Origin of the sequence: Synechococcus sp. O70.1 (genome assembly GCF_047462215.1) — a bacterium.
Lineage (GTDB): Bacteria > Cyanobacteriota > Cyanobacteriia > Thermostichales > Thermostichaceae > Thermostichus.
Map to the genome: position 1 here is coordinate 81,041 of NZ_JANSIT010000007.1, position 22,052 is coordinate 103,092.

Annotated in this window: 17 protein-coding genes; 3 read left to right on the plus strand and 14 right to left on the minus strand. The window is 59.8% G+C overall.

The features are described from left to right. Window positions 1-8 precede the first annotated feature (8 nt). The 3 genes from NW833_RS06035 to NW833_RS06045 all read left to right on the plus strand — a co-directional run bounded on the left by NW833_RS06035 (window position 9) and on the right by NW833_RS06045 (window position 3,220). The gene (locus NW833_RS06035) at window positions 9-1,442 is read left to right on the plus strand and encodes a TrkH family potassium uptake protein (RefSeq protein WP_414411878.1); all 1,434 of its coding nucleotides are present in this window, start codon (window positions 9-11) and stop codon (window positions 1,440-1,442) included. A gap of 174 nt (window positions 1,443-1,616) precedes the next feature. Then, window positions 1,617-2,693 (plus strand): phosphotransacetylase family protein, encoded by a 1,077-nt coding sequence (locus NW833_RS06040; protein ID WP_414411879.1) that lies wholly within the window; start codon window positions 1,617-1,619, stop codon window positions 2,691-2,693. Between the two features lie 26 nt (window positions 2,694-2,719). Next, entirely contained in the window at window positions 2,720-3,220 is a 501-nt protein-coding gene (locus NW833_RS06045) for a ribonuclease H family protein (RefSeq protein ID WP_414411880.1), read from the plus strand. Window positions 3,221-3,227: 7 nt separating this feature from the next. Here NW833_RS06045 and NW833_RS06050 read toward each other — a convergent pair whose 3' ends face one another. The 14 genes from NW833_RS06050 to NW833_RS06115 all read right to left on the minus strand — a co-directional run bounded on the left by NW833_RS06050 (window position 3,228) and on the right by NW833_RS06115 (window position 21,939). Beyond that, the gene (locus NW833_RS06050) at window positions 3,228-6,290 is read right to left on the minus strand and encodes a glycosyltransferase (RefSeq protein ID WP_414411881.1); all 3,063 of its coding nucleotides are present in this window, start codon (window positions 6,288-6,290) and stop codon (window positions 3,228-3,230) included. A 550-nt stretch (window positions 6,291-6,840) separates the two neighbouring features. Then, complete coding sequence (locus NW833_RS06055; protein ID WP_414392981.1) at window positions 6,841-7,581, minus strand: response regulator; 741 nt, start codon at window positions 7,579-7,581, stop codon at window positions 6,841-6,843. Window positions 7,582-7,627: 46 nt separating this feature from the next. Then, window positions 7,628-8,401: a sensor histidine kinase gene (locus tag NW833_RS06060; protein ID WP_414411882.1), complete on the minus strand. Its 774-nt coding sequence runs from the start codon at window positions 8,399-8,401 to the stop codon at window positions 7,628-7,630. Between the two features lie 73 nt (window positions 8,402-8,474). Continuing rightward, window positions 8,475-9,935, minus strand: a complete 1,461-nt coding sequence (locus NW833_RS06065) for a sensor histidine kinase (protein WP_414411883.1) — start codon at window positions 9,933-9,935, stop codon at window positions 8,475-8,477. Window positions 9,936-10,031: 96 nt separating this feature from the next. Then, entirely contained in the window at window positions 10,032-11,018 is a 987-nt protein-coding gene (locus NW833_RS06070) for a pentapeptide repeat-containing protein (RefSeq protein ID WP_414406191.1), read from the minus strand. A gap of 45 nt (window positions 11,019-11,063) precedes the next feature. Next, entirely contained in the window at window positions 11,064-12,500 is a 1,437-nt protein-coding gene (locus NW833_RS06075; RefSeq protein WP_414411884.1) for a hypothetical protein, read from the minus strand. A 127-nt stretch (window positions 12,501-12,627) separates the two neighbouring features. After that, window positions 12,628-13,686, minus strand: coding sequence for a ribosome small subunit-dependent GTPase A (rsgA, locus tag NW833_RS06080; RefSeq protein ID WP_414411885.1), 1,059 nt, complete (start codon window positions 13,684-13,686; stop codon window positions 12,628-12,630). Continuing rightward, window positions 13,683-13,946 (minus strand): sulfurtransferase TusA family protein, encoded by a 264-nt coding sequence (locus tag NW833_RS06085; RefSeq protein ID WP_414406188.1) that lies wholly within the window; start codon window positions 13,944-13,946, stop codon window positions 13,683-13,685. The genes rsgA and NW833_RS06085 overlap by 4 nt, the downstream gene beginning before the upstream one ends. Beyond that, window positions 13,943-15,124, minus strand: coding sequence for a molecular chaperone DnaJ (dnaJ, locus tag NW833_RS06090; RefSeq protein WP_414411886.1), 1,182 nt, complete (start codon window positions 15,122-15,124; stop codon window positions 13,943-13,945). Before dnaJ ends, NW833_RS06085 begins: the two co-directional genes overlap by 4 nt. A gap of 74 nt (window positions 15,125-15,198) precedes the next feature. Beyond that, window positions 15,199-17,007: a molecular chaperone DnaK gene (gene dnaK / locus NW833_RS06095; RefSeq protein WP_414411887.1), complete on the minus strand. Its 1,809-nt coding sequence runs from the start codon at window positions 17,005-17,007 to the stop codon at window positions 15,199-15,201. A gap of 147 nt (window positions 17,008-17,154) precedes the next feature. After that, window positions 17,155-17,883, minus strand: a complete 729-nt coding sequence (grpE, locus tag NW833_RS06100) for a nucleotide exchange factor GrpE (protein WP_414411888.1) — start codon at window positions 17,881-17,883, stop codon at window positions 17,155-17,157. A 135-nt stretch (window positions 17,884-18,018) separates the two neighbouring features. Next, the gene (locus NW833_RS06105; RefSeq protein WP_414411889.1) at window positions 18,019-19,680 is read right to left on the minus strand and encodes a bifunctional metallophosphatase/5'-nucleotidase; all 1,662 of its coding nucleotides are present in this window, start codon (window positions 19,678-19,680) and stop codon (window positions 18,019-18,021) included. 27 nt (window positions 19,681-19,707) lie between these two features. After that, complete coding sequence (locus NW833_RS06110; protein WP_414411890.1) at window positions 19,708-20,928, minus strand: DUF445 domain-containing protein; 1,221 nt, start codon at window positions 20,926-20,928, stop codon at window positions 19,708-19,710. Window positions 20,929-21,012: 84 nt separating this feature from the next. Continuing rightward, a complete protein-coding gene (locus NW833_RS06115) occupies window positions 21,013-21,939 on the minus strand; it encodes a hypothetical protein (protein WP_414411891.1) in 927 nt (308 codons plus the stop codon). Window positions 21,940-22,052: the final 113 nt, after the last annotated feature.

Below are 22,052 nucleotides of genomic sequence, written 5' to 3' on the forward strand. Positions count from 1 at the left end.
AAGGTTCGATGAGAGAGGGCCGCGTCCCGCCGTTGCAACCGGAGGGGGCTGAGCGCTGGAGTTCCCCCCGCTTTTCTCCTCAGTCTCGGCTACTGGCCAACCCCTTACAGCGGCTCTTTTTTGGAGACAGGCGTCGCCCGCTGCCACCGCCATCACGGTTGGTGGCCGGACTGGGCCTGTTGGTAGTGGTGGGGACTTTGCTGCTTAAGCTGCCGGGGGTCGGCCGGGGGGATCCCTTGAGCTGGAATGAGGCCCTGTTTACGGCCACATCGGCCCTGAGCGTGACGGGGCTCTCGACGATTGTGGCGGCAGAGGATCTCACTTTCCTAGGCCAGATCCTGCTGCTGCTCCTCATCCAAATTGGCGGGGTAGGCTTCATGGTGGTGGCGGTGGTGGTGTTTCAACTGCTTGGGCGGCGCATTTCCCTGCTCAATCGCCTGGCCCTCTGCAACTCCCTGGGCCTGATCGATCCGGGGGCAATCCTGGAATTGACGCGGCGGGTGCTGATCGGGGTTACCCTCATTGAGCTGGGGGGGGCCTTGCTGCTCTGGGTGCACTGGCGGGATCTCTATGGCCCGGGTCGGGCGGTTTTTCTGGCAATTTTTCACGCCGTCTCTGCTTTTTGCAATGCTGGGTTTGACCTATTTGGGCAAGAGGGGATCCCCACCGATGGACTGTCGCTGGCGATCTTGGGCACTCTCATTTTTATCGGCGGCCTGGGCATCCCGGTTTTGTCGGATTTGTTGACCTGGCCGCGGGGCCACCGCCCCTCTTTGCACACCCGCATCACTCTGGTTGTGGTGGTGGTTCTGCTCTGCACAGGCGGCTTGGGGATGTTCTTGGCCGAGAGTTTGCCTGGCGGCTCCCTGCGCGAGCTGAGTTGGCCTCGCCGCCTGGGCCTGGCGTTTTTTCAGTCGGTTTCGGCCCGCACTGCTGGGTTTGCCGGGATCCCGATTGAGGACTTGACGCCAGCAAGCCAGTTGCTGCTGATGACGCTGATGTTTATCGGCGCGGCACCGGCCTCGATGGGAGGCGGCACCACCACTGGCACCTTAGCGGTGTTGGTGCTGGCCTTGTGGGGCTATGCCCGCGGCTTGCCCAGCGCTCAGATTGCCGGGCGCAGTTTGGATCCCTCGATGGTGCGTAAGGCAGCAGCAGTGCTGACGGTCTCCCTGTTCGTGGTGCTATTGGCAACTTGGCTGATCTTAATTACCCACCACAACAGCAGGCTGGAGCCGGTGCTCTTCGAGGTTATTTCTGCTTTTGCTACCTGTGGCCTCTCGACGGGGTTCACGGGAGAGCTCAACCTCTTCGGCCAACTGCTCATTGTCTTGGTGATGTTCTGGGGCCGGCTGGGGGCGCTGACCATTGTCTTGGCTCTGGCCCAACAGCAGCCCCGTCCGCTGGTGACCTACCCCGAAGAGGCGATCTTAATTGGCTGATCTCTTGCTCTCGGCCCTGGGGAACTTGAAGGAAGAGGAGGCGTCTTAGCTTGTAGTTGGGATGGGAAGCAGCCCTGAAGCAAGCTTTTCCCCAAGCCGTTTCCGTTAGACTGAGTAACAAAACAAGTGGCTTCAGCCACACCCTTGGTGTCCCTGACCTCTCAGGAGCTCTGCGTGTCTAAGTTCCTCCTGATCGGCTCGACGGAGCCTTGCAGCGGCAAGTCATCAGCCATCTTGGGTTTGGCTAAGCATCTGCAGCAGCAGGGGGCGAAAGTTGCCTATGGGAAGCCGCTCGGAGCAGGCGACAGAGAAATGGATCCGGATGTGCGCTTTATAGCGGAAACCCTGCGGCTGAGCCAGATGCCCCCCATGCTCCTTCAGCTTGACGAAGCAGCTTGGCTGGCTCACCTGCGGCAGTCTCCTACGGATCCAGCTCGCTCGGTTGCCTCTCTGCTGGAGTTTGTCAAGGCATCCCCTGCGGATTTGGTTCTGCTAGAGGGCCCAGCCGGTCTCTACGAGGGAGAGGTGTTCGGCCTCTCCTTGGCCAAAATGGCCCAAGCTCTGAATGCTCCAGTGCTGCTGGTCAGCCGCTACCGTTCCCCTTCGGCGGTTGATGCTCTTCTCTTTGCCCACTGCCAACTGGGATCCCACCTGTGCGGCGTGTTGCTCAACGATGTGCCGCCCGACCAAATGGGGCCAGCCCAGGTCGTCGTCCGACCTTTTCTGGAAGCGCGAGGGATCCCGGTTCTGGGCATTTTGCCCTCCCATCGCATTTTGCGCAGCGTCAGCGTCGGCAAGCTGGCGTGGCAACTGGAAGCGGAGGTGCTCTGCTGTCCGGACCGGATGGATTTGATGGTGGAAAACATCGCCGTGGGAGCGATGAACGTCAACGCTGCCCTGAAATATTTCCGCAACCTGGAACACAAGGCAGTCATCACCGGCGGCGATCGCACCGACATTCAACTGGCTGCCCTGGAGACTTCCACCCTCTGCCTGATCTTGACCGGCAAGCTACCTCTTGATCCCCGCGTTCGCTCGCGGGCAGAGGAGTTGGAAGTGCCGATCCTCTCGGTAGATCTGGATACCTTCACTACCATTAACCGCATCGAACGGCTTTTCGGCCAAATCCCCCTGCACGAGGAGGTGCAAGTCCGCTGTATCCAGGAACTCATGTCAGCAAACTTTGACTTTTCTCGCCTTTACGCTCGTTTGGGCTTGACACAACCCTTAGCGTCGGTGTCGGGCGCCTAGAAAAGCTGTCCTGCGCTTTTCCACTTATGGCTAAGATCTCCCAGCCAGGCAAGACCTCAGTAGCTCAGCCTCCTCAGCTAGTTGCATGTCCCCACAGCGGCATCTTTGCCGATGGGGGCTGTTCTCCCAACCCAGGACCAGGGGGATGGGCGGTAGTGGTGGTTCGAGACAACCAGGTTGTGGAAGAGTTTTGGGGAGGGGATCCCGCCAGCACCAACAACCGCATGGAATTGACCGGCCTCATTCGGGCCTTGCAATACTGCCGGGATACGCTGGGCAACGCGGTAGAGACCATCTACAGCGACTCCCACCTTTGCGTGCAGACTTATAACGATTGGATGGAGCGCTGGGCAGCCCAGGGATGGCGGCGGCGCACAGGGCCAGTGGAAAACTTGGATCTGGTTGAGGAGTTATATCAACTCAAGCAGGAGTGCCCTCAGGTGCGGGTGGTCTGGATCCCAGCCCATCGGGGTCTGCGCTGGAACGAGTATGTGGATAAGCTGGTCGCCCGCGCCCGACCCAAGTAATTCTAATTCATCGCCTCACGGCAGAGTGCAAGACTTCCTGAACCGTTCTGGCCATGCGCTCCCAGGTAAAAGACTTGACCCACTCCAAGCCTTTGCTGATTTTTTCAGCGCGCAGCTTCGGATCCAAAACCTGAGCCATCGTATCTGCCAGGGAATCTTCTACGTAGAACGCAGCATCTCCTCCCGCTTCCACCAAGGCAGAGTTGGGATAGATGATGACAGGGGTTCCACAGGCCATGGCCTCCAATACCGGTAGCCCAAATCCTTCATAGGCACTTGGGTAAACCAGAGCTACAGCATTCTGGTAGGCATGAACCATGCCCTGTAGATCTAGGCGAGCGCTGAAGACAGGCTGAGGAGCTGCAGCTTGCCGGTAGGTCTCTGGAACAAACGACCCACAGGTGCAAAGGACAGGAAAGGGCTTGTAGGACCACTGCTGATAAGCCTCGAAGAACAACTCGTGTCGTTTGTAGGTTCCTTGCGAGCATTGAATGAGTAGCCAGTGTTTGGGGGTAGCCGAGGGATCCGGCTTGAACACACTGGTGTCAACTCCGGGGTGAGCTACCACCGCCTCTTTCCCAGTTAGGCGAAGGAGGTCACGGGCCGTGTTTTGGCTAACCGCTATGATGCGAGTGGCTACTTCAAGGGCGGCGTGCTTTTGGCGCCACATGGGATCTGCCAGATCCCAACCCAGTAGCTCTGGGATCATGTCATGGAGCAGGAGCACCTGAGGAACGTCAGGAGCTAGATAGGTATAGTAAGTGCTCATAAAAACGTCCGCCCCCGACCAAGCAAAGGCTTGCCGCAACTCAGGATCATCCCAGTAGGCGTAGCTAAAGGGATGCCCCTGCATTCTCTCCACACCTTGGGGTAGCTCTCCTATGCCGCCCCGATCGTAGAAAGTAACGCGAATCCCAAAGCGGGGCAATTCTCGCAGTAGGTTGCGCCAAACCGTGGCAATACCACTTTGGGCAAATTGGAAGAACACTCCATCCACAAACAGGTGAAGACGCTCCCGCACCTCTACCACTAAGGGATCCCCGTATGCCCAGGGGAAAAAGGGCTGCAGCGAGCAGGGCTTTTCCGCTTTTTGCAGCTCTTCCCAGGCTTTTACGGCCCCTTGATAGCCGTAGTAGGACTCCTTAAACTCCACCTGCTTTCGCAACGCATAGGCATAGTGGTCAAACACTAAGCCCTCTGCTTCTGCTTGGTCTGCAGTCAAAACCTTCTTAGGAACCTGTCCATTTCGGGTTAATATGGGCGGCTCGTGAGTTTGCCACTCACACTCGGTGGGATCCCACCTCCAAACTCGCCACCACTCCATCTGAGGGTTGTTGCCCCACTTGCCTTTGTTGTCCAACACAAGATTGGGGCCCACAAAGTAGCGACAGTAGAACTGAGCTGCCTCTAAACTGGGGTCTGCTTCAAATCGTCGATGCACCCGTCGGATTTGTTCAGCTGTCCAAATCTCATCAGCATCCAACTGCCACAGCAAGCAGGGATAATCAGGCTGAGCTGCCCTGACCATTTCGATTTTGCCATCCCAAAACTGGCCATCAGGCTTCTGAACCAGCCGAACACGGGTATCCTTGGCCGCCAAGTCTCTCAAGTATTCAACTGTGCCATCTAAGCTGTGCCCTTGAGCATACTCCTCAGGGATCCGGCCACCGTTGGCCAAACTCCACCCTGTGTCATGCCGCAAGGCAGCAACGCCCTCAACCACCACCCATTGCCAGGGGATCCCTAACCTATCCAACTGACAGAGAACAGGGTAGTGGCGCTCAATGTAGGGTTGTCCATCCAATACAATGGTGAAGAAATGAATAGGAAGGGTAGCTTTAATATCCTTAAAGATGGCAAAGCCGTTGCGGGCATTTCTCCAGCGAATGAGTCGGTAGCCACATCTAGGAAGCTCCCTCAAGGCGCGGCTATTCTTAAAAGCAAGGATATCATCCAAGGCAATATACTTGGGACGAGCACCCCGCTCTAAAAAAGCTTGCAGGTCGTACCAGCCTGTAAACTCGCCACCGTCGATGAGAAGAAGATCGGGATTGGGAACTTGACTTGCCCCATCTGTGGGAACAGACTTGAGTAAGTCTTCATCCCCCTGACGCCACTGTAAAGCCTGCTCTCGGCCATAGGGAGTCCAAATGCTAGAGCCAGATTCCAACCATTCTTCCACCTCCTCCACTGTAGCGATCCTAGGCTGGGCAGCAGCGTGAATGGGAATACAGCGGGGATCCTCGCTTACCCTCTTAGCCAACTCCCTGTAGCGCTCAGGATGAGCTTCTATGCTGTAAATACGAGCAGATTTGGGAAGAGCATATCGCAAAACAGCTGTGGATCCTTCTCCACTACTGGCCCCTACCTCGACCACCACCCGCAGGGAGGGATCCCTGCAGATTTCTGCAAGAGCCGTCCCAAAAGGTTCATCCAGTCGAATCTCTGGTGGGATGTACCACTCTGGCTGAGCAGAGTCATTTTTTCGTTGTTGACCGACCCAATGACTATAAGCGACAGCAGCTTCTCGATGGTAGAAATGATAGAGGGAACTAACTTGAGATGAAAAGGCATCAGGTTCATCTTGAAAGAGGTCATAAAGGTATCGAGTAATCTGGAATAGCCACAGGCGCGCCACCTCCTCTCCCAGCGGAGGATCATAAAGGGAGTTGGCAAAAGCGTCGGGTGGCCAATCTTCTAGGATTTGTTTCAGCACTAGACACACAGAATCCTCTTCCCCAGCTTTGGCGAAGTAGTCAAGGCTGTGTCCCAGGAGCTGGAGTCGCTGGTAGTCGCGTGCAGGCAGCTTCAAGGCTTCCTGCCGCATGCGTTCTGCAACAGGCTGATAGACAATCGAAAGAACCTGCAAAAATCGCCTTGCCTGTGGCCACAGCAATCCTTCCGGAGATCCACCCCCATACCTTTCCGCAAACTCAGGGGCAATGGATAGAGCAATGGTCTCCAGGAGAATTGAAGGGATACCTTCTTGCTCAGCTTGGGCAAAAAAGTCAGAGTAAGATCCTTGCCAAAATAAAGCTCCTAACTGCTCGAAGTTCTTGGCTTGTGTCACAGCTAGTAACCTCTGGTGCTCTTCCCTACAGGCGGAGAAAGTGACTCTGCCCAAGCATAGCAAGGGTTTCAACTTTTGGAAAAGGGAGGACTCCTAGGGAAGGTAGAACTACCTCTTCGGATACTCACTATTCCAATCTCGTCGGTAGCGCACGGGGCAAGTATTCCATGCGCTTCGGTTTGCTAAGGCTAAAGGGAAGATGGTGCTAGGCGCAACTTCTACTTAAGAACTTGGCTTCGTGGGCCTCTGCCCAAGTGCTGCGATTGGCTACAACCACTAGCTGCCTAAGTAGCTATCACGCAGCCTCAGCTTCGTCTCCAGTTTCGTCCCCAAACTCTCCCCCTCCCTTGATTGTGGTTGGAAGCTCTTGGCTTCTGGGATCCTGTCAGCTCAGGCTTCCTGACGATGTTCTGCCAGAGACAGCGCTGGTTCCTCCGTCGGCGCCCCTGGCGCTGGCCTTTTCCACCAAACCGGAAGAGGCGAAGGAGCTGCAAGCCTGGGCTGGGGATCGGCTGGTTCAGGAGGCGGGAGCGCAAGTAACGGAAGCGGACTACAACCGGATCAGGCCGTAGGTGAGGGCGTAGCGCACCAGCTCCGTGCGGCTGCTGGTGCCCGTCTTGTTCAAGAGGCGGGTGACGTATTTTTCCACATTGCGCACGCTGGTCTGCAGCTGCTTGGCGATCTCCTTGTTCATCAACCCCTCCGCCACCTTCTCCAGCACCTGCTGTTCTCGTGGCGTCAGCTCTACCTTGATGGGTGGAGGCAAGGAGGTAGGGGCAGAGGGCTGTGGAGGAGGAGCGGCAGCCAGGGTACGCTCCGACAACAGGGCGCGAATCGAGGCCAGCTCGCGGGCCACCACTTCCGAGAGGCTAGCCGCGCGGGAGCGCTCAATGAGATTGGAGACAATGGCCACCAGCTCTTCTGGATCGAAGGGCTTGGGCAAGTAGGCATCGACGCCGGCCCGGTAGCCCTGGATGCGGTCGGCGGTCATCCCTTTGGCGGTGAGGAATACCACCGGCAGATGGCTGTAGGGCTCGAGTTTTCGCAATTGCGCCAAAAATTGGTAGCCATCCATGCCCGGCATCATGATGTCAGAGATGATTAGCTGGGGCTGGGCCGTGCTGAGCAGTTGCAGAGCCTGTTGGGCGTTGGCAGCCGGGATCACCTCGAAGCCGCTGTCCTCGAGGTAGGCTTGCACCGCTTCCCGCAGGCCCGGCTCGTCATCCACCAGCAGGATGCGGGCCGACTTGCCAGTGGCGGTTTCGGGTTTGGCGTGGTCAGAAGGGGCCATTGTACAACTCCTGGCTAGCTTTCAAGGTTTTGCAGAGGTTTAACCTCTAGGAGGGCGTGGGCAAGCGGAGGCGGAAGCAGGAGCCCTGGGGGGAACTTTCCACCTGGAGATCTCCTCCCATTTGGGTAGCCAAGTCGCGGCTGATGGCCAACCCCAGACCCTGCCCGGGCTTGGTGAGATCGGCGCGAAAAAACGGATCGAAGATCCGCTCCAGGTTTTCGGGATGGATGCCGGGGCCGCTGTCACAGACGGCAATCCACACCTCCTGCCGAGCAGGTTCGTTGGCCTCTTCCTCTGCAGGCCTAACCTCCACCCTAAGCTGGATGGTGCCTGGCGAAGGGGTATATTTGCAGGCGTTGTCGATGAGGTTGTCCAACACCTGGCGCAGAGCCCGAGGATCCACCTGAACTGGGGGCAGCGAGGAGGGCAAAACGGCTTGGAAGCGATGCCCCTGGGTCTCTGCCAGGGCTTGGTAGAGAGGGATCCACTCCTGGAGCAAGTCAGTTAGGGCGAGGGGTCGGAGCTGCAGGGGGCCTGGAACTCCATCCAGGCGCTCGAACTCGCCCAGCAAGTCTTGCAGGCGCTTACACTCTTTTTCGATACTGAGCCCAATCCAGTGGTTGCGATCTTCAGGGGGCAAGTGCTTTTTCAGCAGCTTGGCCAGCATGTTCAAGGTCGTGATTGGGTTGCGCATCTGGTGGATGAGGGTGGAAAGCTGCTGAACAGGCAGCGTGATCCTTTCCCCTGGGCTGGCAGCCCTGGCCTTGTAGGCAGGCTCAGGCTCTGGCTGGGGCTGGGCAACTTTTTTTCTGGCTGGCATGGATCCCCCCTCTCGGCTCTCCTGGGGCACATAAACGGATCCTAGCCCTATCTCCTCGAGCCTGGGATCCGGACTAGAGCTGGCGGGGTAAGTAGATGTTGAGAATTTCCCCTTGCCGAGCCCGGTGGCGCACAGTGAGATAGCCCCCCAAGGCCCGGAACAGGGTTTGGGCCACTGGCAGGCTGAGGCTAATGGCCCCAGTGTCTGGCTGCACCACCAGCAACTGGCCAATTGCTTGAGGGGACTTGAGTTCCAAGCTAGAGGTGTCACTCCCCTCGGGGGTGTTTACCTGAAACTGCAGCTTCACCAGCTCGCCAGCGCTGAGCAATTGGGCGCGGATGTGGCTGCCAGCGGGGGTACTGCGGGCCAGGCGGTCGATGATTCCAAATAGCACCGCTTCCAGGGCCTTGGGATCGCTGACCACATCGGGCAGCTCGGCAGGGATCTCCAACTCCAAGCGGGATCCCCGCCGCTCTACCTGGTCTTGCCAGCGCGGCAGGTTTTGCCGCACCAGATCCACCAGCGCAATCGGCTCCAGTTGCAGTCGGCGCCCCTCCCCTTTCCCAGCAGGGGGCATCACTGTCTCAGTGGCTTGGAAAAAGAGGCTGAAGCGGTTGATTTGCTCGGTACATTCGCGGTCAATCTTTTCCACGTATTCCCGCACCCGCGGTGGCAGGTCCTGCTGCTTCAGGATGAGACTGGCCAGGGTGCGGATGGTGCTGAGGGGAGTCTGGATCTCGTGGATGAGAGCTCGCAATAGCTCCGCCTCCGAGAGGCTGCTCTGGGAGCTTGGCGCGGTAGGGATGCGGGCGTCTGCTTCCACAGCGGAAGGGGGCTTCTGCGACTTTTCTTTGGGTCGGGCTGCCCGGCTTTCCCCTTCGGTTCTGGCGGGAGGCAGGCGGGCAGGCGGGGATCCCGCCTCAGCGAGTGAACCCAGCAGGAGAAAGCTGCTAAAGCGAGCCAGCACCCGCCCAGGAGGCTTGGTCAGGGGGTAGTGGAGAGCCAGCTCCCGCCAAGCGGCTAGCTGCTCGGGTTTGCTCTGCTGCACCCGTTCCTCCAAGTTCTGCCAGGCCCGCCGCACCACTTCCGGCTCGAAAGAGAGCATCATTCCCCTTTGGCGGGTGTGGGGGTGGTACCCCTGGACGGCTATCACGGCAAAAGCAGGCGTAAGCAGCAGCAGAAATGGCTCCTCCACCAGTGGATCCTGGGGCAAGAGAGGGATCACGGTGTGGCCAGGAGCTGGGATAGACTCCGGCGGCAAATTCGGCGTAAACAGCCAGGGGGTCTCCCGCGCAAGCTCTCCGGGGCGGCATGGCAACGCCTCCAGGGACGGCGGATCCCCTATCATCCAAAGAGGCCACCAGGGTACCGGCCCGCCGATAACCACGCCAAATTGACCCACCTCCTGCCATAGCCGCAGCAGCGCAGCCACCGCCTGCTGCCAGACGCGCCCCCCTGCCCCCGGCAACCATTCTGGCAGGGGCAGCTCAGCCCAAAGGGCCTCCAGCAGGGACAGAAATCGGCGGCTGTTCACGGATCCCTCTGCTCCCACCCCTCCCCTGGTAGAGTAGCGGTTGCCATGCCCCTCAGACAGCGGAAAACCTCACCTTTAGCGGGGTGGATCCCCGCCTTAGCCAGTTCGCCCATCGGGAAGCGTGGCTCCACGCAAGTTGGCCCCCTTGAGGTTGGCCGTGCTCAGATCGGCGCGCGTGAGGAGGGCGTTGCTGAGATCAGCATTTTCTAGGTTGGTGCGACCCAAGTAGGCGTCCACAAGGTTGGCAGACCGCAGATCAGCTCCAGCCAGATTGGCCCGACTCAGATCCGCCCGCGCCAGCTTGGCCGAGCACAGACAGGCAGCAGAAAGATCGGCACCCTCTAGAGTTGCCTCGCTAAGGTTGGCTTCTGCCAAGTTGGCCTGGCTAAGCTTCGCCTCCTTCAAATTGGCCTTTCCCATCTGCGCCCCTTGCAAGTTTGCGCCCAAACAGCAAACCTCCCTCAAGTCGGCGTTGCTGAGGATGGCTCCCTGCAAACAGGCTTGCTGCAGGTTGGCCCCCTGCAAGTGCGCCCCAACTAGACTAGCCTCTTTGAGGTTGGCCCTGCTGAGATTGGCCCGCGTCAGATCTGCTCCCGATAGGTTGGCCCCCCTAAGATCGGCGCGGCTGAGGTTGGCGCTGCGCAACACCGCTCCTCGGCGGCTCTCGTAGCGGAGATTGGCTCCACGCAGGCAAGCCCCCTCCAGGTTGGCGCTGGTCAAGTCGGCCCAGCGGAGATCGGCATCGATGAGGTTGGCGTCAATCAACAGGGCCAGCCTCAGGTTAGCCCGGTGCAAGTCCGCCCCTTGCAAGGTGGCACCGTGCAGTTGAGCATCCCTGAGATCTGCCTCGCTCAAGTCGGCCTGGTTGAGGTTGGCTCCACTGAGGTCGGCTCCCACCAGGTTGGCTTTGCTTAGCTTGGCTCGCCCCAAGTAGGCAAAGATGAAGCTGGCTCTCTGCAGGTTGGCCTGGGAGAGGTCTATCCCAATTAAATCGGCTCGGCTGAGGTCAAGGGCGGCCAGGTTCTCGCCTACGAAGGAAGTGCACCCCCCTCGGTACAGCCGGAGCAGATCTTTAGCATCCATGGCAAGCCTACCCGCTCCTAGCAGCCATTTTAAGAGGTCCGACTCTCAGGCCAGGCCAAACAGACGGCGCTCCGCCTCCTCCATGCGCGCTAGGAAGGTGGTGAACTTGGCGGAGATTGCCTCGATTTCCTGCAAAAAGGCGCGCAAGGTCTGGTACTTGAGAACTAGGGCCTCCTCGAGAGGATGGCTCTGCAACTGCTCCTCTAAGGCTTGTCCCAACTCGCTCAGAGCATTTTCAATGGCGGCTTTGAGCGTGCCACTGCTGCGCCGTACCAAGCGCATGACCTCCTGCTGCAGGTGAGGCTTCTGCTGGGCCAGATCGCTATTGGCCAGCACCTGCCGCAGGGCCGCATAGGGATCTCCTGGCTGAGGTGGCGTCTCGACCCCTTCTTCTGTCGGCCTTAGCAAGCGCCACTCGGATTGCTCCAGTTTTTCAAGGATCCCTCTAAACAAGGCGGCGGATCCCTCAAAGTCTTTGAGAAAGCCGCGCAGCACCTGGTGCTTGAGGGTGAGGTATTGGGCTGGATCCTCGTCCTGCAGGATCTCGTCCAGGGCATTGCCCAAGTCGCTTAGGGTGTTCTCGAGGGTAACCATCAGGGATCCGGCGCTGCGCTGCAGCAGTTGGCGGCAGGGTTCCGGGAGCTCTTGGGCTGCGATGGCAGGAGGGCCAGCTAGGGAAAGTTCCGGCTCCAGCCAGCTCATGCCACTGGACTCCACCCCCCCAGCCGCACTTTCCCCTTTTAGCCAGTCGAGATCAGCAGTGGGGGTTTCGGCAGCCAGCCCCCCGCCGGCAACCGTTTCTAGGGGCACATAAGCGTAGAGGGGCTGCAACATCTGCAGCAGGGCATTGGCTGCCTGGGCATCTTGCTCAGGTTCCTGGAGTTGCTGCACCGCCTGCTGCAGCCGCGCCTCCAGCTCCTGGGGGGAGTTGCAGGCTTCGTAGAGGGCCTTGAGCAATTCGTCGAGGCTATAGCGCCTCAGGGTCGCCAACCCTTGCCCTGTGGGCTCTAGCTTGTGGTACAGAGCTGTAAACAGAACCAGCTTGGCCCGCAGAGGACTGGTCTGCTGCATCAGCCCAGCCCGCAGCTCAAACGGATCGTAGGCTTGCTTGCGCAGGTGTAGGCCGCCGTACTCCAGCGGAGGAGCCTCCCTGGCTGAGCTGCTGGGATCCCTTTGGGGTAGCTGAGAAGGCTGGTAGAGGGGCTGGAGCTTGCTCAGCAGCAGTTTGGCGACGCGGGCGTATTCGGCCTTTTTGTTAAGGCAATGGATGGCGTCGCGAAAACGCTGGCCCAGGTCCTCAAGGGTCGCATGCTCACGGCAGAGCTGCTCCAACAGGGCCCTTAGCTCCTCCTCGCTCAGCTTGCTGGCGTCGTTGGTCCAAGTGCGGGTGCAAGTGAAGTAAACCAGCTTTTTCACCCGGTCTGCATACCCGCCCTGCTGCACCGCCTGCCCAACAAGGCCAAGGGGATCCGAGAGAGCCATAAGAGCTGCTACGCGAGAGCTTTAGGCTTAGGCTGTTTCTGGAGGAGCATGGCCCAAGAGGTACCACCATCATCACATCATGAAGCCAGCGGCGGAGACAATAACCTTGGCTGCGGCAGAGGCTGCCTCAATCCTCCTGCCAGTCGAGTTCGGGATTGGTTAGGATCTGACGGCTCTGCTTGCGGCAGGGAAAGTGATGTCTTTCCCCGCTTGGCTTGAAACTTGCCGCTTGCGCTTCCTGGAGTTCGTGTAAAAGCTGCAGGTAGAACGCTCGCCGCTCCCAGTCCAGCTCCCGCAGCCCACAGCCCGGCTCCCGATCGTGCAGGCAATCGCGAAACTGGCAGGTGCCCAGTCGCTCCCGCACCTCCGGAAAGCAGTGGATTAGCTGCTGAGGCGAAACCGGCGGGATCCCTTCGCCAGCATTGAACCCCGGCGAATCGGCAATCCAACCGCCTTCTGGCAGAGGGAACAGCTCCACGTGGCGGGTGGTGTGCCGCCCCTGGCGCAGCTTCTCTGACACCGCTTGGGTGGCCAGCTGAACACCTGGCAGCAGCCGGTTGAGCAAGCTGGACTTGCCTACCCCCGAGGGGCCGGCTACCACGGAGATCTGATCCCGACAACGACGGCGGAGCTCGGGGATCCCGGCCTCAGTCAGGGCACTGACCAACAGGGGCTCGTACCCCCACCGCTGCAAACGCTGTCGCCACTCCTCGGCTACCGCCGCTTCGACACAGTCACACTTGTTGAACACCACCTGAATCCGCAGGTGGCTGGCCTCTGCTTGTACCAGCAGACGGCTGAGGGCGTCGGGGTCGGGCTCCGGATCCGCCAGAGCCACCACCACCAGGACCTGGGTCACGTTGGCAATGGCCGGCCGCGACAGATGAATTCGCCGTGGCAGAATGGCCTCAATCGCCCCCCGCTCTGGCCAAAGAGGAGCAGCCACTGGGGGCAGGCTAACCTCCACCCAGTCTCCCACCATCACCTGCTGCCCCCCTTTTTTGAGCTTGGCCCGCGCTGTGCAGAGGAGCTCTGCCGGCAGCGGCTTTTGGGCGGGGAAATGCCCCTCGATCTCGGGAAAGAGGGCAGCCAGCTCGGGATCGATGCGCACGCGATAAAAGTTGGCCTGGGCAGCTCGCACCCAGCCGGTGCAAGTGGATCCCTGCCCCTCCCTCTGGTGGCTCATGCCAAGTTCCCACGGCGTACCCAGAGGATGTAATATCCCTCGGGCGCCGCTTGTTGCCCTTCAATGGAATGGCCCGCCATCGTCAAGCTCTTGGGCACCTGCTCCAGGGGCTCCCCTGCATCCAGCCACAGCTCCAGCAGCTCCCCCGGGGCCATGCGTTCTAGGCGCAACTTAGCGCGCACGTAGTTGAGCGGACAGGGGATCCCGCGCTGATCCAGAACCAGCTTTACGTCTTGGGGGGGAACTGCCTCTGCCATCATTCCTCCTCCCGCTCCCGATGGCCAGGCATTTGGGCTAGCCCACGCAACAGCCCGCTCAAGAAGCTATCCCGCTTGTTGGTGCGTTCTCCATGCAGCTCAGCCAAGCGTAGGAGCAACTCTCGCTCTTCTGCGCTGAGGCGGGTGGGGATCTCCACCACCAGCGTGACTTTGTGGTCACCCCGCACCGCTGGGTTGCCAAGACGCGGCACCCCCTTGCCCTCCAAAACCAGCACCGTGCCTGGCTGGGATCCAGGGGGGATGACTAGCTCCGTTTCTTCCTCTAGGCCGGCTTTTGAGTCTACCGTGGGCACTGAGACTTTGGCTCCCAAGATAGCTTGCAGGTAGCTCACCCGCACCTCGGAGAGAATGGTGAGGCCATCCCGCTGGAAGTCGGGATCCGGCTCGACCGACAGGTAGACGTAGAGATCTCCTGGCGGGCCGCCACGCCGACCGGCGTCTCCTTCGCCTGCAACCCGCAAACGGGTGCCGCTGTCCACGCCGGCAGGGATGTTGATGCGCAGCTTCTTGGTAGTCTGGATCACTCCCTCTCCGTTGCAGTGGGAGCAGGGCTCCTCCAGCACCTGGCCGCTTCCTCCGCAGGTGGGACAAGTGGAGACCTGGGTAAAACTGCCAAAGGGCGTTCGGGTGGCCCGTCGCACCTGGCCAATGCCGCCACAAGTGGGACAGGCTTTCATACCCCTGCCCGGTTTAGCGCCGCTGCCCCCGCAGACAGGACAGGTCTCCAGGTGGCTGATGCGGATTTGCTTTTCGCCCCCGAAGATGGCTTCAAGAAACTCCAGCTTCAGGTCAAAACGCAAATCATCCCCCCGCACCGGCCCTTGGCGGCTACGGGCATAGCCGATCCCTGCTCCGGCAAAATTGGTGAAAAAGCTCTCAAACAGGTCAGCGAAACTGCCAATGCCACCAAAATCCTGGAACCCACTGGCTGCTGCTGCTCCGCTTAGCCCTGCCTCGCCATAGCGATCGTAGCGGGCCCTTAGCTCGTCATCGGAGAGCACCTCATAGGCGCGGTTGATCTCCTTGAAGCGATCCTCAGCCCCTGGCTCCTTGTTGACATCGGGGTGGTACTTGCGAGCTAGCCGGCGATAGGCGCGCTTAATCTCCTCCTTGGAGCTACCACGGCTAACCCCCAAGATTTCGTAGTAGTCGCGGGCCATAGAAACGCTTCAGAAAAAGAAAGCTCAAACTCGCTGAAGACACAACTGGCTAGACGACCTAACGGCAACTTTGCTCAGCAAGGGCCATAAATCTCGCTCCCCATCTCCAGCAGCGCTGCCCTCAGCTCTTCCATTGCCTTCTGCAAAGTCGCTAAGTCTACGTTATCATTTGCCAGCAGTGTCCTCAATGTGCCCGCTGCCTGGGCCCCCCGCTGGCGGCAGGCCTCACTAAGGCGGCTGGCATGGTCCTGCAGTGTCTTTTCGTAGTTGTAGAGCAGGCTGTCTGACTGGTTGCGGGCTTCCGCCAACTGGCGCCGGCGGCGATCTTCTTCCGCGTAGAGTTCCGCTTCCCGGCGCATCCGCTCAATCTCACTGCTGCTGAGGCCGCCGTGGTTGGTGATCGTGATGCTTTGCTCAAGCCCTGTTCTCTTCTCGCGGGCTGAGACTTTGAGGATACCGTTGGCATCGATATCAAACGAGACTTCAATCTGGGGCACTCCGCGAGGGGCTGGCGGGATCCCAGTTAGCTGAAAACGGCCCAAGGTCTTGTTATCCTTAGCCATGGCCCGCTCCCCCTGCAGGACGTGAATTTCCACCATTGTCTGGCCGTCAGTGGCTGTGGAGAAGATCTGGGTTTTGCTGGTGGGAATGGTGGTGTTGCGCTCGATGATGCGGGTGAACACCCCCCCCAAGGTTTCCACGCCAATGGAGAGGGGGATCACGTCCAGCAGGAGCAGGTCTTTGACCTCTCCGCCCAACACGCCTGCCTGGATGGCTGCGCCAAGGGCCACTGCCTCGTCGGGATTGACAGAGCGATCTGGATTTTTTTTGAAGATTTGCCGAATTTTCGCCTGAACAGCCGGGATCCGCGTCGATCCTCCCACCAGCAGCACGCGGTCGATGTCCTCCGGGGAGAGGCCTGCATCCTGCAGGGCCTGGAAAGTAGGCTCGACGGTGGCCTCTACCAGATCTCGCACCAGCTCTTCGAACTTGGCGCGGGTTAGCTCCACTTCCAGGTGCTTGGGCCCAGAGTCGTCGGCGGCGATAAAAGGCAAATTGATCAAGGTAACCTGGGTGCTGGAGAGCTCGATTTTGGCTTTCTCCGCCGCCTCCCGCATCCGCTGTAGGGCCATGCGATCTTGAGAAAGGTCGATCCCTTCCGTCTCGAGAAACTGACGGATGAGCCAATCCACAATTCGCTGGTCGAAGTCATCCCCGCCCAAGTGGTTGTTGCCAGCAGTCGCTTTTACCTCGAACACGCCGCCGCCCACCTGCAACACAGAGACATCGAAGGTACCCCCACCCAGGTCGAAGACCAAGATGCGCAGATCCTGATCCTGCTTGTCTAGCCCGTAGGCGAGAGCTGCCGCTGTCGGCTCGTTGATGATGCGCAGCACCTCCAGCCCCGCGATAGTACCGGCATCTTTGGTAGCCTGGCGCTGGGCATCCGTGAAGTAGGCAGGGACAGTAATCACGGCCTGGGTCACTGGCTCCCCTAGGTAGGCCTCCGCGTCGGCCTTTAGCTTTTGCAGGATCATGGCGGAGATCTCCTGGGGGGTGTAGGCACGATCCTGCGCCACCACCTCCACCATGTTGTCCCGGCCAGGGATCACCTTGTAGGGAACCCGCCTCCGCTCTTCTTCGGTCTCAGCAAAGGTGCGGCCAATAAAGCGTTTGATGCTGTAGATGGTGTTTTCTGCATTGGTGACGGCCTGGCGCTTGGCCAGTTGTCCCACCAAGCGGACATTGTTCTTGGCAAAGCCGACGATGCTAGGGGTGGTGCGCCCTCCCTCAGCATTGGTAATCACCACGGGCTGACCCCCCTCCAAGACTGCCACACAGCTGTTGGTAGTCCCTAGGTCAATCCCGACAACCTTCCCCATAGCCCCTTTTCCCGCGCATCAAACGCCATCCCACTGAATCATTCTGCCCAGAGTCCCCCAGCAACCTTCAGGTGGTGCTTTCACCTTCACTGTAGCTCTCTGAAGGGGGTTAGGCTCTACTGGTCAAGGTTCATGGAAGCAGTTTTGCTAGGGACTGGGAGCAGTTTGGGAAGCATCAGGGGTGTCTTCAGCGCTGGGTTGAGGGTTGGCCCCCTCGCTTGGCGAAGAAGGCTCAGGGCTGGGACTGCCCGCAGAGACAGCTACCATGGCATGGCGAATCACCACATCGCCCAGCTTGTAGCCTGGCCGATATTCGGCAACTATCACATCTTCGGGGTACTCACTGCTGGGTTGGCGGGCTATGGCTTCGTGCAGGCTGGGATCGAAGGGCTGGCCCACTGATTTCATGCGGGATACGCCCATTTTTTTCAAAGACTCCACCAGTAGGCGATAGACGCTCTGGTAACTGTTGTGCAGTTCCCGCTCGCGCTCAGTCTCGATCCTTAACTGCTGCTGGGCCCGCTCAAAGCTATCTACAACCGGCAGGATCTCCAGCACAAATCGCCGTCGTTCCCTTTGGCTAAGCTCCTCCTGTTCTCGCTGAGTACGCTTCCGGTAGTTCTCAAAGTCAGCGTAAAGGCGTATGTAGGAGTCTTCTTTCTCTTTCAGTTTCTGGCGCGTTATTTCCAACTCCTGCTGGAGCTGCCTGACGGTCTCGTTGAGATCTGGAGAAGCCTCGCTAGGGGAGGTGCCGACCTCTGCTTCACGGTCTTCCAAAATGAGCTTCTCCAGCTCTGCTTCCACGTTGATTTCTTCTTCCTGGATCTCAGGATAGGTCTCTTCTGGGGGCATCGGTTGCTTTTCTTCAGCAGTCATAAGGACAAGCACCAAGCAGTAGCCACAACTGCCAAGTTTGGCGCCTCAGAACCACTGCGGTACTCAGCCAAACCAGGCTCTATGCTGATCGTATTCTACCGGCTGCTCTAGCGGCCAGTTGTGGCGTTAGTGGCTCTAGCCCACCAGCAGACTCTCCTGGGATCGATCCAAGCTCCGGGGAAAGTAGATCTCGGCCAAGTTAGGGATGAGGTGCCAGTTGTGGCTGTAGATGGGCTGGAGGGGGGAATGGGTGCGGATGTGGCGAGCGAGAAAATCGCGGATGCTCTCGGCAGAGATCCAGAGCATTTGGGCTTCCTGGAACATGCTGTAGCCACCGCCCCCACCGGCGCGGTAGTGGTTGATGGCTAGGCGAAAGGTTTGCTCCGGCTGCACCGGCTGGCCGCGAAATTGCAAGCTGACCAGGCGCTCGCCCACGGGCCGAGTGAGGTCAAAGCAATAGTGGATACCGTGGTAGAGGTCGAAGGTGTAGCCGCGAGCCTCGGGGGCGACGACAGCCTTGGGATCGGCTGGCAGGTGCTTGGGATCCAACTGGCGAAAATACCCAGCCGTCTGCTCAAGAGCGCGCCGCAGAATGTCGCCGGTGATCTCCAGAAGGCAGAGGGTGTTGTCGTAGACGGTGAGGCTGTAGGCGTCTTGCAGGAAGATGGGGCCTGCCGCCAACCCCGCATTGCTACAGATGTTAACCAGAGAGAGCTCCGCCGAGAGGCCGGCCTCCCGCACCGCCTGCAGTTGGGCCTGATGCAGCAGCTCCGCTAGAGGATTGGCTCCCAAACGGGCTGCCAGCCCGCCGCGATAGGCACAGCAGGCATAGCCAATGGGCTGGCGGATGTAGCGCAAGGTAGCTTGGTGGTAGGGCTCGGTGAGGGCTAGGAATTGGGGATCGGCCGGGATCCCTTCTGCCGCCAGCAACTGGGCGGTTTTGCGAACCACTTGCCAGCCACTGCCGTGGCGCTCCAGCTCTAGGGAAACTTGGGAAAGGTGGCTACCCCAGTAGCCGGGCTGGACAACCAGGGCCTTAGCTCCCCCTAAGCCCGCAATGGTCTGATGGGTATGGCCGGAAAGGATGACATCGATGCCCTCAAGCTGGGCCAAAGCCAGCAGCTCGTTTTCTCCTGCCAGACTCTTGTTGCTCACCCAGCCGGAGCGCTCCAGGCTAAGCCAGGCCTCGGGGGTGCGCAGAGGGGGCAACCGGTCAGGGCCGCTGTGCAAAATCAGCACCAGCACGTCCACCTGAGGCCGCAGCAGCGACAGGTAGTGCTGGGCCGTTTCCAGCAGGGGGGCAAAGCGCAGCCCTGCGATGTAGTCGGGACGCTCCCAGGTGTCGATGCGGGGAGTGGTCAGCCCCAACAGGCCAACACGAATCCTGCCCACTTCCCGGATGACGTAGGGTTGGAAGAGGGGATCCCCGTTGTGGCGGAGAATATTGGCGCAGAGGGTGGGACAGCGGAGGTCGGCGGCGAAATCCTGCAGCACCTGCAGCCCAAAGTTGAAGTCGTGATTGCCTGGCGTGAAGGCATCGTAGCCAAGGGCGTTGAGAGCCTGGGCTATGGGGTGAGGAGAGGCCCGCTCCACCTGGGCGTAGTAGGTGCCTAAGGGGGATCCCTGAATGGTGTCGCCGCTATCAATGAGCAACACCGGGTCTTGGCTGCTAGCCCGCACCTCCTTGATCAGGGTGGCTACCTTAGCTAGGCCGTGCTCTGCAGGGCTCCCGGTAAAGTAGTTCCAGGGATGCAGGTTGGCGTGGAGATCGGAGGTGTGGAGAATTGTTAACCTCATTCCACTATCCTAACGGCAGCCAACAGCTCACCTCAGCAAAAACAGCACTTGTACGCAGCCAACCAGAAATCCCAGCAGCCCTCCTAAGTTGACGATGGCCTGCAGTTCCTGACGCACAATTTGCTGAATGGCCTGCTCCAGCTCAGCAGGGGAAGTGGCGTTAACTTTGTCAGCAATCACCTGATCCAAGTTCAACACGGGGATCACCTGCATCATGAGAGATTCTAAGTCGCGCTCCAAGTGGCGCTCCAGGATCAAGGCGAGATCAGCACTGATCTGGTCAATGGAGGCCATCACAGCCTTGGAGCTGCGCAGCCGCCCCAACACCAAGCTGGCTACCTTTTCCCAGTCAATACTCTCTCCCAAGCTGCGAATGGCATCGGCTCCCTGGGAGCGCAGGTAGTCTTGGATCCCGTCGCGCAGGGTGCGGCGCAACTGGCGCACAGCAGAAAGGGGCAGGTTTTGCAGCGAGAGGTTCTGCAAGAGCTCTGTCAGGCGGCGCGAAGCGTTGAGGTCTTTGAGCAGATCCGCCAAGAGGGCTTCTGCACCTTCCGGATCTTCCAGGCAATAGGCGCGCAGACGCAGCAGGGCGTTTTTGAGGCCAAACAAGTTGGCTACCACCCAGTAGGAGCCGGTGGCCCGCTCGCGAAACTCTTCATCCAAGGCTTCGATGTTGCGATCGGTAAGAAAGTCCACTAGGTTCTGCCGCAGCACCTTTGGGGGCAGCGCCTGGCTCAGGATCCACTCCGAAAGCTGCCGGGCCTGCTCCGCATTGAGGCGCAGTTCCAGCAGCACCTGGTCGAACAGTTGGTTAATTGGCCCCTCCAAAAAGGTTTCCTGACGGGCAAGCACCTTCACCAGGCGAGGCAGCGACTCGTTAAACAGATCCGCCAGGATGCGAGCTAGCACTTGCGCCGTTTGCTGTTGGTGCTGGGGATCCTGCAGCCGATCCAAAGCCACCCCTAGCAGCCAGCGGATCCCTGCTTGCATGCGCTCGGTTTGCAGCAGCTTGCGAGCCAAGTTGTGCAGCTCCTCCGGCGTAAGCAGGGATCCCATAATGGTCTTGGCAATCTGCTTGGCCAGGCGGGGCTGATTCTGCGGGATCAGGCCGGGGGTAAAGGGAATGCGCCAGCCGAAGACCCGGTAGGGGCGATAGGGCCGGAAGAGCATCTTGATGGCGATGTCGTTGGTGAAGTAGCCGATCACCAGCCCGGCCAAGGGGGGCACAACGTAGGTCCAGACGGCCATGGGGCAAACTAGGGGCTCTTCTCTACTCTACCGACCTGCCGCTGACTGCTCCGGCCTTAGCAAGCCGGGGTAACACTGCCCACGCTATTGGATGATCAGGCTGTCCGTGAGTTCCAGCTCCACCAGGGTATTGGGCTGCAGCGTCACCACCCGGTCAATGTTGGTAGCGCTGGCAGCTGCGCCCACGAGACTGCCGGCCAAGATGGGCAAGAAACCCCATCCCCCGGTAAGCACCCCTAAGGCCAACCCGCCCGCTGCTCCGTAGCCCGCTCCCCGCGCGACGGTGGTGCCCATATCGGTGTTGCGATCCAGCCCAACCGGCAGCAGAGAAGACTGACCTCTGACGAGATAAGTGGAAGAGCCAATGGTGAGGCGATGAGCCACAAAGCGGCTGCCGACAACCCGCTCTTGGGAACTGGCGCCCTCCACCTCCCGGCTAGAAAGCTTCAGTTCTTGGTAGACCGGCTCGAAGGTGCCCCACACCACACTCCCTGGCGGGATCACCACCTGGCCAAAGCGATCCACCACCGGCTCAGCAACCTCCAGATGGGCACTGATGACCTGGTAGGGCTGGAAGGTAATGGGGCGGTAGACTGTGAGGAGAAGGCGGGTACCGGCTGGCAGCTCGCCCCGCGTGGCTCCGGCCCGGTTTCCCCCTGGGCTAAGGTCGGGCCGCCGCTGGTAGGAATAGGCTTCGCCTGGAGAAGCTTGCTCACCTGGGGCTGTTTGAGCGGGCACCACCGGGATTGGATCCAAAACCGGGGTCGTGGAATCCAGCGGCATTTGCGGCACCTGAGGCACCGGCGGCAGGGCTTGCGGAGCCGTGGAACCGGGCGGGTCGCTGAGCAGAGGGAGGGTGGGGACGGGACTGGGCTGAGGAGCTTGGGGAGTAAACTCAAACTGCTGGGCAGCAACTGCAGTAGCCGCAGCAGCCCCCAGCACTCCGCCCACCAGCCACCCCAAGCCAACCCTTTGCCACGACAGCAAAAATGGCCGCAACGCTGAGCTCATGGATCCCATCCAGTCACACCTGGCAGTAGCTTAGCATCCTGACTGGCCTCACCCCCCTAGATGTAGGGGTGGCAAGGGCCAAGAAGCACTATTAAGGCCTATTGGCCGGGCAC

What these genes read in the sequence shown, in the direction of transcription:
- NW833_RS06035 (WP_414411878.1), top strand. Translation starts at nt 9, where the DNA reads ATGAGAGAGGGCCGCGTCCCGCCGTTGCAACCGGAGGGGGCTGAGCGC.
- NW833_RS06045 (WP_414411880.1), top strand. Translation starts at nt 2,720, where the DNA reads ATGGCTAAGATCTCCCAGCCAGGCAAGACCTCAGTAGCTCAGCCTCCT.
- NW833_RS06055 (WP_414392981.1), bottom strand. Translation starts at nt 7,581, where the DNA reads ATGGCCCCTTCTGACCACGCCAAACCCGAAACCGCCACTGGCAAGTCG.
- NW833_RS06060 (WP_414411882.1), bottom strand. Translation starts at nt 8,401, where the DNA reads ATGCCAGCCAGAAAAAAAGTTGCCCAGCCCCAGCCAGAGCCTGAGCCT.
- NW833_RS06070 (WP_414406191.1), bottom strand. Translation starts at nt 11,018, where the DNA reads ATGGATGCTAAAGATCTGCTCCGGCTGTACCGAGGGGGGTGCACTTCC.
- NW833_RS06075 (WP_414411884.1), bottom strand. Translation starts at nt 12,500, where the DNA reads ATGGCTCTCTCGGATCCCCTTGGCCTTGTTGGGCAGGCGGTGCAGCAG.
- rsgA (WP_414411885.1), bottom strand. Translation starts at nt 13,686, where the DNA reads ATGAGCCACCAGAGGGAGGGGCAGGGATCCACTTGCACCGGCTGGGTG.
- NW833_RS06085 (WP_414406188.1), bottom strand. Translation starts at nt 13,946, where the DNA reads ATGATGGCAGAGGCAGTTCCCCCCCAAGACGTAAAGCTGGTTCTGGAT.
- dnaJ (WP_414411886.1), bottom strand. Translation starts at nt 15,124, where the DNA reads ATGGCCCGCGACTACTACGAAATCTTGGGGGTTAGCCGTGGTAGCTCC.
- dnaK (WP_414411887.1), bottom strand. Translation starts at nt 17,007, where the DNA reads ATGGGGAAGGTTGTCGGGATTGACCTAGGGACTACCAACAGCTGTGTG.
- grpE (WP_414411888.1), bottom strand. Translation starts at nt 17,883, where the DNA reads ATGACTGCTGAAGAAAAGCAACCGATGCCCCCAGAAGAGACCTATCCT.
- NW833_RS06105 (WP_414411889.1), bottom strand. Translation starts at nt 19,680, where the DNA reads ATGAGGTTAACAATTCTCCACACCTCCGATCTCCACGCCAACCTGCAT.
- NW833_RS06110 (WP_414411890.1), bottom strand. Translation starts at nt 20,928, where the DNA reads ATGGCCGTCTGGACCTACGTTGTGCCCCCCTTGGCCGGGCTGGTGATC.
- NW833_RS06115 (WP_414411891.1), bottom strand. Translation starts at nt 21,939, where the DNA reads ATGAGCTCAGCGTTGCGGCCATTTTTGCTGTCGTGGCAAAGGGTTGGC.